General features: G+C 61.1%; 4 protein-coding genes. All 4 read left to right on the top strand.

The features are described 5' to 3' along the window. Nucleotides 1-580: 580 nt before the first annotated feature. From NKJ04_RS15430 to NKJ04_RS15415, 4 genes are read left to right on the top strand one after another with little or no spacing between them, the layout of a single operon-like run. The gene (locus tag NKJ04_RS15430) at nt 581-1,789 is read left to right on the top strand and encodes a glycosyltransferase family 4 protein (protein ID WP_128302536.1); all 1,209 of its coding nucleotides are present in this window, start codon (nt 581-583) and stop codon (nt 1,787-1,789) included. Then, a complete protein-coding gene (locus NKJ04_RS15425) occupies nt 1,786-3,045 on the top strand; it encodes an O-antigen ligase family protein (RefSeq protein ID WP_352440666.1) in 1,260 nt (419 codons plus the stop codon). The genes NKJ04_RS15430 and NKJ04_RS15425 overlap by 4 nt, the downstream gene beginning before the upstream one ends. Continuing rightward, nucleotides 3,045-5,042 (top strand): asparagine synthase (glutamine-hydrolyzing), encoded by a 1,998-nt coding sequence (asnB, locus tag NKJ04_RS15420; RefSeq protein WP_352440667.1) that lies wholly within the window; start codon nt 3,045-3,047, stop codon nt 5,040-5,042. Before NKJ04_RS15425 ends, asnB begins: the two co-directional genes overlap by 1 nt. Nucleotide 5,043: 1 nt before the next feature. Continuing rightward, the gene (locus tag NKJ04_RS15415; protein WP_352676100.1) at nt 5,044-7,275 is read left to right on the top strand and encodes a GumC family protein; all 2,232 of its coding nucleotides are present in this window, start codon (nt 5,044-5,046) and stop codon (nt 7,273-7,275) included. The last annotated feature ends 159 nt before the right edge of the window (nt 7,276-7,434 follow it).

The raw sequence follows: 7,434 nt of genomic DNA, 5'->3' as shown, positions 1-7,434 counted from the left end.
CAACCAACATCCCCTTCCCCGCCACGCCTCGCTCTCGTAGCTCGACGCCTTTGTTTATTCGTCCCTCCCAACCCCCCCCCACATCCCCCCGTCCTCTCTGCGGGGCCCGCGCGGCCGCGCCCCCCCGACAGATGTTCCGGATGTGTGGACCAACAGCTGACGTGCGGGTTCCGTCCTGAAGACCGGGCGACGCAGGCCGAGGGCCGGCTTGACGGCCCAGCGCAACCACAAAGATTTTTTGCCATCAGCGAACCGCGGAGCTCAGGCACCGCGCCGCCGCAATTGGACACTCGAAAACCTTGGACAACCAAGGTGATGCAGACCGGCCACCCGTACCGGCTCAGGCAAGCACCGCGCTCATCCCGCAAGACACGAGTCACATGAACGCTCCGGCAATCGCGAGGGAATCTCGCCTCGCTGGTCGCCACCCTTCCAAACATCACTGGTGTCATTCAAACGGACGAGGACAGGCACCTGGTGTCCCCCTAGCGTGCACTCGGGCGGCATGCGCTCAGAGGTGATTAAACCGGGCCATGGCAGCATCGAGAGCCAATCGGCCATGTGCGCTTGGGAGAGGCAGATGAACCCGCACCTGGTCTGCGTGGGAGGCGAGGATCACGCCTTGAGAGTTCCCTTCCTCATCGCGTTGCGAGAGAAAGGCTTTCGCGTTACGGCGGTCTCGAGCGGTTCTCCCGTACCGTTTTTACGGCATGACATTTCGCATCACAGGTTCTCCTTCGACCGCTTTGCAAGCGGAGGCGGGGAATGGCGCACTCTCGGAACGATGCGCCGCTTGATGCAGGAGCTTCAGCCTGACATCATCCAGAGCTTCGACACCAAGCCAAATCTGTTAACGCCCCTTTCGGTACGGGGAACTGTTCCGGTCATTCGCACCATCAACGGACTGGGATGGACGTTCTCATCGCTGGAGCCTCGAGCCCTGGCCTTGCGTCCGGTCTATTGCGCACTGCAATGGCTTGCGTCTTCCTGGACGGCAGCGACCGTATTCCAAAATAGCGACGACCAACTGTTCTTCGAGCGCTTTCGGCTGATCGGTCGCGGAAGTTCGCGACTGATACGCAGTTCCGGAATCGATGTCGGCGCGTTCGCAACGGTGCGCCATCTCGGGTCCTCAGCAACGAAGATGCGAAAGGACCTCGGCCTTCAGTCCGCCGAAGTGGTGATCTTCGTCGGCCGTTTGACGCGCCAGAAAGGCGTGGCGACCCTTCTCAAGGCGGTCCCTCGCATTCTGTCCGCAAGGCCCTCGGCACGGTTTGTGCTCGTCGGCCCACGAGAATCCGAAGGCTCATTCGCAATCGACAAGTCGGAACTCGATCGGCATGCACCTCATGTGCTGGCCTTGGGTCCACGACGCGATGTCGCCGACCTCCTTGGCATGGCCGATGTATTCGCCTTTCCCACTCAGTATCGCGAAGGGGTTCCGCGTGTATTGCTGGAGGCGGGGCTGGCGGGACTGCCCATCGTGGCCTCAAGGATGCCAGGCTGCAGCGACGTCGTCGAAGACGGATGGAACGGCTACCTGGTTGCGCCGCATGATGCCGATGCCCTCGCCTCGCGAACAATAGACTTGCTGTCCGACCGCGCGGCGGCCAAGGCGATGGGCGCCCGTTCTGTTGAACTTGTCCGGAAGCGATTTGCCCTGCCGCTGGTGGTCGACCAGTACTGCGACCTTTACGACAACACACTCCGCGCGGGGCACATGCGACCGCTCCCTGCCGTTGGGCTTGGAGGCGGCCTCGCAAATCACCGAGGCGGGGCACATCAATGATCCGGGACGCCTTGCTCGCCCTGGGGGTTGCTATGTCCTATGCGACGCAACTAGGCGTTCCGGGATTGCCGCTCGGCTATGGCGAATTGTTCATCGCGATCTGGATCGTGCTGGCGATTGGACGAATACTCGCTGGCGGTCGTCTCCAGCTCACACCCGCTTTTGTCCAACTGGCGAGCTTCTGGCTGCTCCTGTCGCTCGCTTTGGGGATCGGCACGATCGTCGGTTACCTGACCACCGTTCTTTATCTGACCGGGTTTGTACATGACATTATGGCATATGTGTTGCTGGCAAGCTTTACGTGCCTGGCCGCGGCGGAGCCGGACGCCGATCGGCATCTGCGCCGCAGCGCATGGTACGTGGTCGCGTTTGCCAATGGAGCCTTTGTGATACAGCTTGGCTTGGCTTATGGTGCGATCCACCAATCCGGCGTCGATCCCTGGTATTGGGACCGGTTCCGCGGCTGGTCAGAGAACCCGAACCAACTCGCGCTCTATTGCGCGCTCTTTGGCCCGCTGGCTTTGCATCTTGCCACGACCACGCGCAACCCATGGGCTCGTTTGCTAGCATTCTCATGCCTGCTCCTGACGTTCTATGTCGGCCGACTGACGAAGAGCGACACCTATCTCTATACCAGCATCCTGAGCTGCCTCATCTTCATCGGATTGCGGCTTCGTGCATGGATAGCAACGAGCGGCCGCGCCAGCATGCCCCGCCTGGCGGCAATTATGCTGTTGGCAGGCTCCTTCCCTCTAGCGCTTGCAATGACGCCGTACGCGCTCACCGAAGAGACCAGCGTCGCCAATTTTGCGAAGAGCCTTACCAAAGACGAAGGCGGGGAAGCGACCGTCGAAACGTTCGAACTCCGGCTTTATCTGTGGCAGGAGGCTGTGGAAAAAGGATTGAAATCCGGGTCCCTGGGACTGGGCCCTGGCCCCCACCTCGAGCGGCCTCCCGTGGCCGACCGTCAATTTCTACAGCGACCTTTCGAGGCGCATAACACCGTTCTCGACCTTTACCTGCAGGGCGGATTGCTTGCCGTGATGGCGTTGGTCTGGATCGTGGGCGCCGCCATGTCCTCCGCCTGGCGAGCGGGATTCGACGCCCTGCTGGTGCTCGGGGGATCGACGATAATCTTCAGCATGCCTCACCTGATCATCCGCCACCCGATCGTGTGGTTTTCGCTGGCTTTCTGCCTCGTTGCCGGAAATCCGACCGCACTTCGGCGGCAGCTTGCTGAACCGAGGGTGGCCTAATGTGTGGGATCGCGGGAATTCTATTGGCTTCGGACGCTCTGGACATAAAGCCGCTTGGAGCGATCGGGCGGATGACTGCATCGCTGCGTCACCGGGGGCCGGATGGCGAGGGGCTCTGGATCGACCGCGAAGCTGGAATCGCACTGGGCCACAGGCGGTTGGCAATTGTCGACCTGTCAGCCGCCGGGCACCAGCCGATGCATTCCGCCAGCGGTCGGTACGTGATCACCTTCAACGGTGAGATATACAATTTTCGCGATTTGCGTAGCGAACTCGAGTGTGCGGGCCAAACCTTTCAAGGTGCTAGCGACACCGAAGTGATGCTCTGCGCAATCGAGCATTGGGGGCTTGAGGCCGCCCTCAATCGCTTTGCCGGTATGTTCGTCTTCGCATTGTGGGATCTCAAGACAAGAACCCTGCATCTGGCCCGCGACAGAATGGGCAAAAAGCCCCTCTATGTCGCATCGACCCGAGATGCGCTGGTTTTCGCGTCTGAGCTGAAGGCGATCAATTGCTTTCCGGGCTTTTCTCCCGACCTTGATCTTGATGCCGCCGCGGCAATGCTTTCGACGGGATGGGTGCCGGACCATCGCTGTATCTGGCGAAGCGTGTTCAAACTGCCGCCTGGTTCTGTCCTTTCCGTCACGGCGGCGAATTTTGCCGAAGACCGCAGCGCGGACCGTCTTTCCCGATGCGTTCACCGCTGGTGGTCGCTGGCTGCCGTCGCTGCCGATGGGCGACGGAATCCCGCCATCGGCACCGACGAAGATCTGGTTGACGAACTGGACAACCGGCTTCGGCTGGCTGTGCGGGAACGTATGATCGCCGACGTGCCTCTGGGCGGCTTCCTGTCGGGCGGGATCGACAGCTCAGCCGTGATCGCCTTGATGCAGGCCCAATCCTGCAAGCCGGTTCGCAGCTTCACGATCTCGTTCGGAGAGGGCGGCTTTGATGAAGCTCCATACGCAGCGGCCGTTGCCCGTCATCTGGGTACCGACCACTCCGAACTTCACCTCTCGCCAAGCGCCGCACGTGACGTCATTCCCGAGTTGCCCCAGGTCTGGGATGAACCCTTCGCCGATGAATCACAAATACCGACCTTGCTCGTTGCCAGGCTCGCTCGTCAGCACGTCACCGTAGCGCTGTCGGGCGACGGTGGTGACGAATGCTTCGCAGGATACGGCCGCCACTTTATGGCGGAGCGGCTGAAACGGCACCTGCGCCTGCCCCGACAACTGCGCCGAACCTTGGCGGCAGGGGCAGGGTTTTTCGCACGCGCCGGACGTGACGATGCCGTTGGCAAACTGCCGCTCTCTGCGAGCGCGAGGCATTTTATCCGGAGCGACCGAATGGAACGCCTCGCCCGGCTGCTCACGGCATCGAACGAAGACGAATTGTTTCAGCGGCTGGCGCGGCCACAAGCTGAAAACCTTGGATATCAGCGGCCGACCGAACCAACCCACGGCTACGGCGGTCCGCCGCTTGACGACCTGCTCTCCCGTCTTCTGTACGATGACATGGCGGGCTACTTGCCTGGCGATATCTTGGTGAAGCTGGACCGTGCCACCATGGCCAACAGCCTTGAGGGTCGGTGTCCTCTGCTTGACCACCGCGTTGTCGAATTCTCCTGGCGGCTGCCATCCAACATGAAAGTTCGTGATGGCGCCGGCAAATGGATCCTTCGCCAATTGCTACGCCGCTATCTCCCGCAGCACCTGATCGAGCGTCCGAAACAAGGCTTCGATGTCCCTATCGCTGCATGGCTGCGGGGTCCGCTGCGCAACTGGGCCACCGATCTTCTCGCCGACATGCGAACCGAAAGCAGTGACGTATTGGACACCGCGAAGATCGACGCCTGCTGGCGCGATCACATTGATGGCCATAACCGCTCGCGCGAATTGTGGTCCGCGTTGATGTTCCAGGCCTGGCGGAGCAAGGCCAATCGGCAAGCACAGCAAACCGGCCCAACTCATGAACGCGACCTGGCAGGAGTGTAAGATGGTAGGTTCCGCAATCAGCCCGATCCAGCTGCCACGGGTCAATCAACTACCAGCACCGGTTCTCGAAGGCAGAGTGCCCGTGCGGTCATTGCGTGAGTATGTCGAGCCGCCCACCGCGTCGCGCCAACTCTTCGTGATTCTGGCAAGGAGAAAATGGTCTATTGTTGCCTTCGCTGTGTTGGGCGGCTTGTTGGCGGGGTTGCTGGGAAGCCTTCGACCAGTTCTCTACGAGTCAACAACCCAGCTTATCGTCGACGCCCCCTCGCGCGGTTCACTGCCCGTCGGCGCCCCGTCTTCGCAGGACCTCGTTGATTCAAGCATAGATGACCACATCACGATGTTATCGTCGCAAGATCACCTGCGCCGCGTCATGGCGGCACTGCGCAAGACAGGTGCGGCGGAAACCGGACAGGACAATTCCGCGAGCAGGAATTCCCGGCTTGAACCGTCTGCCACCCCTCCCCCAAGGACACGCTCACTTGCCGGCGGTCTACTGGACTGGCTGTGGCCAGGGGCGGACCAGGCAGCCAACGGTCCACAAGCCGAGGATGCCTCCGAGTTGAGAGATTTGCGGCGAGGCATGCGGGTCGGGCAGGAGCTGCGATCGAGAGTAATCTCCGTCGCTTTTGCCGATGACAGCCCCGCGCGGGCGGCGCTCGTGGCCAACACATTCGCTCAGGTTTATGTCGACTCCCTAGCGAAAAAAAGGCAGGCATCCGACCAGCAAGAGCTCGATGCGATCACCGCCAGTTTGCCCGGGCTGCAAAATGATCTGCAGGCAGCGGCAGACCGCCTTGAGAAATATCGGCTGAGCCACGGAGCCATCGACCAAGGCTCGGCTGACAATGCAGCCAGGGAACGGGCCGACCTCAGCCAGCAATTGTCGATGTCAAAGGCGGACCTCGCCGCTGTGGAATCTCGGCTTCGATACGTCCAGGGGCTTCGAGAGCATGGGGCCTCTCTCACCGCCTTGGCCGAAGCTATTGGCGCGCCTGAACTTGCCGACCTTGCGGCTCGACAGGCTCTCGCGCCGGCAGACCAGGAACTCAGAGCCACGATGCAAAGCAAGATCGAACAAGGCGTCGACAAGATTGCTGCCGATGCAAACATTTTCCGTGCACAGATCGCCGCTCTTGAAAGCCGAAAGAACATCCTGGATGCGGTCATGGCCGACACCGCCAGCCGGCTTTCCGGTTTGCGGGCTCTCGAGCCGCAGGTCAGCCTGCTGACCCAGCGATATAACGAACTCCTTGGTCGACAACAGGATTTGACGCGGCGTATCGGAGTTCCCTCAGCTGGAATTTCCATCCTGTCCGCTGCTTGGCCGTCGACTATCCCGCAGACCTTGCCAGCCATCTTCCTTGTTCCCCCTGGGATGATCTTATTCGCCATTCTGGGGGCGATGTACGTCACGATGCGCAATCATTTTGACCGGACTTTCCGTGGCGAGGCCGAGGCAGAAGCGGTGCTCAAGGTTCCATGTGTGGGGCAGATTCCCGAAGCAGGCGGAATGCATGCCAAACAACTGCGAAACCTCGTGCTGGGGGAGCGCAGGTCCGCATATAGCCGCGCCGTGACGTCGTTGCTGATTGCGGCGGCACCAAATGCGCTAAGGGCTCGTTCGTCGTACACGGCGCTTGTCACCTCCAGCGTGCCGCAGGATGGCGGGACCGAGCTCGCGTGGAGCCTGGCGCTCGCCGGCACGCGACTGGGCGGTCGAGTTCTGTTGGTCGATCTTGAACGCAAGGGCGTTCAGCTCACGCTCGAGTTCCTGCACCAGTTCAGCGAACGCAAGAACCGCCATTCCTTCGCTGACTATGTTTGCAATCGCTGCGACCTGGAAGGTGCCGTTGCCAGGCTGCATGAAATCGGGATCGACGTAATGACCGCCGCTCCGTCGGACGACCTGCTGGCGCTGCTATCATGCGAGGACGGAGGCAAAGTGATGGCGGATCTGCACGCGACCTATCGCATCGTGATCATAAACCTGCCGTCGGCGCTGGGGCAGCCGGAAGCCAAATTTCTGCCAGGATGGGCGGACGTGGTTCTTTTCGCCATCCGGTGGAGGAAAACGCCACGCACCCTCGCTCGCGGGGTGCTGGAACTCCTTCAGGGCAACGGTTCTCTTGCGATACCTGTTGGCAGTGTCCTCACGCGAGTGAATCTGAAAAAACATGCCGGATATCGGCTCGAGGACAGCGCTGACCTCTTGCGCGAGCAAATAGCATGACGGCCACAGGCTCGTCCTTGGGCTACGGACGATCCTGGGGCGGTTCATCCAGGGAGCGGCCAGGACGATTCACGGTGCAGCCTGTCAGCAGAGCGCGTCATTCAGGTGAATGATGGCAAGGTCCGGTGTGCATCGTAGGCTGCGGCAATCCCCGATATT

Origin of the sequence: Mesorhizobium sp. M0618, from assembly GCF_040320765.1 — a bacterium.
In the GTDB taxonomy this organism is placed as follows: Bacteria; Pseudomonadota; Alphaproteobacteria; order Rhizobiales; family Rhizobiaceae; genus Mesorhizobium.
The sequence above is the reverse complement of the archived record's forward strand: the minus strand, read 5'-3'. Positions and strand labels throughout refer to the sequence as shown.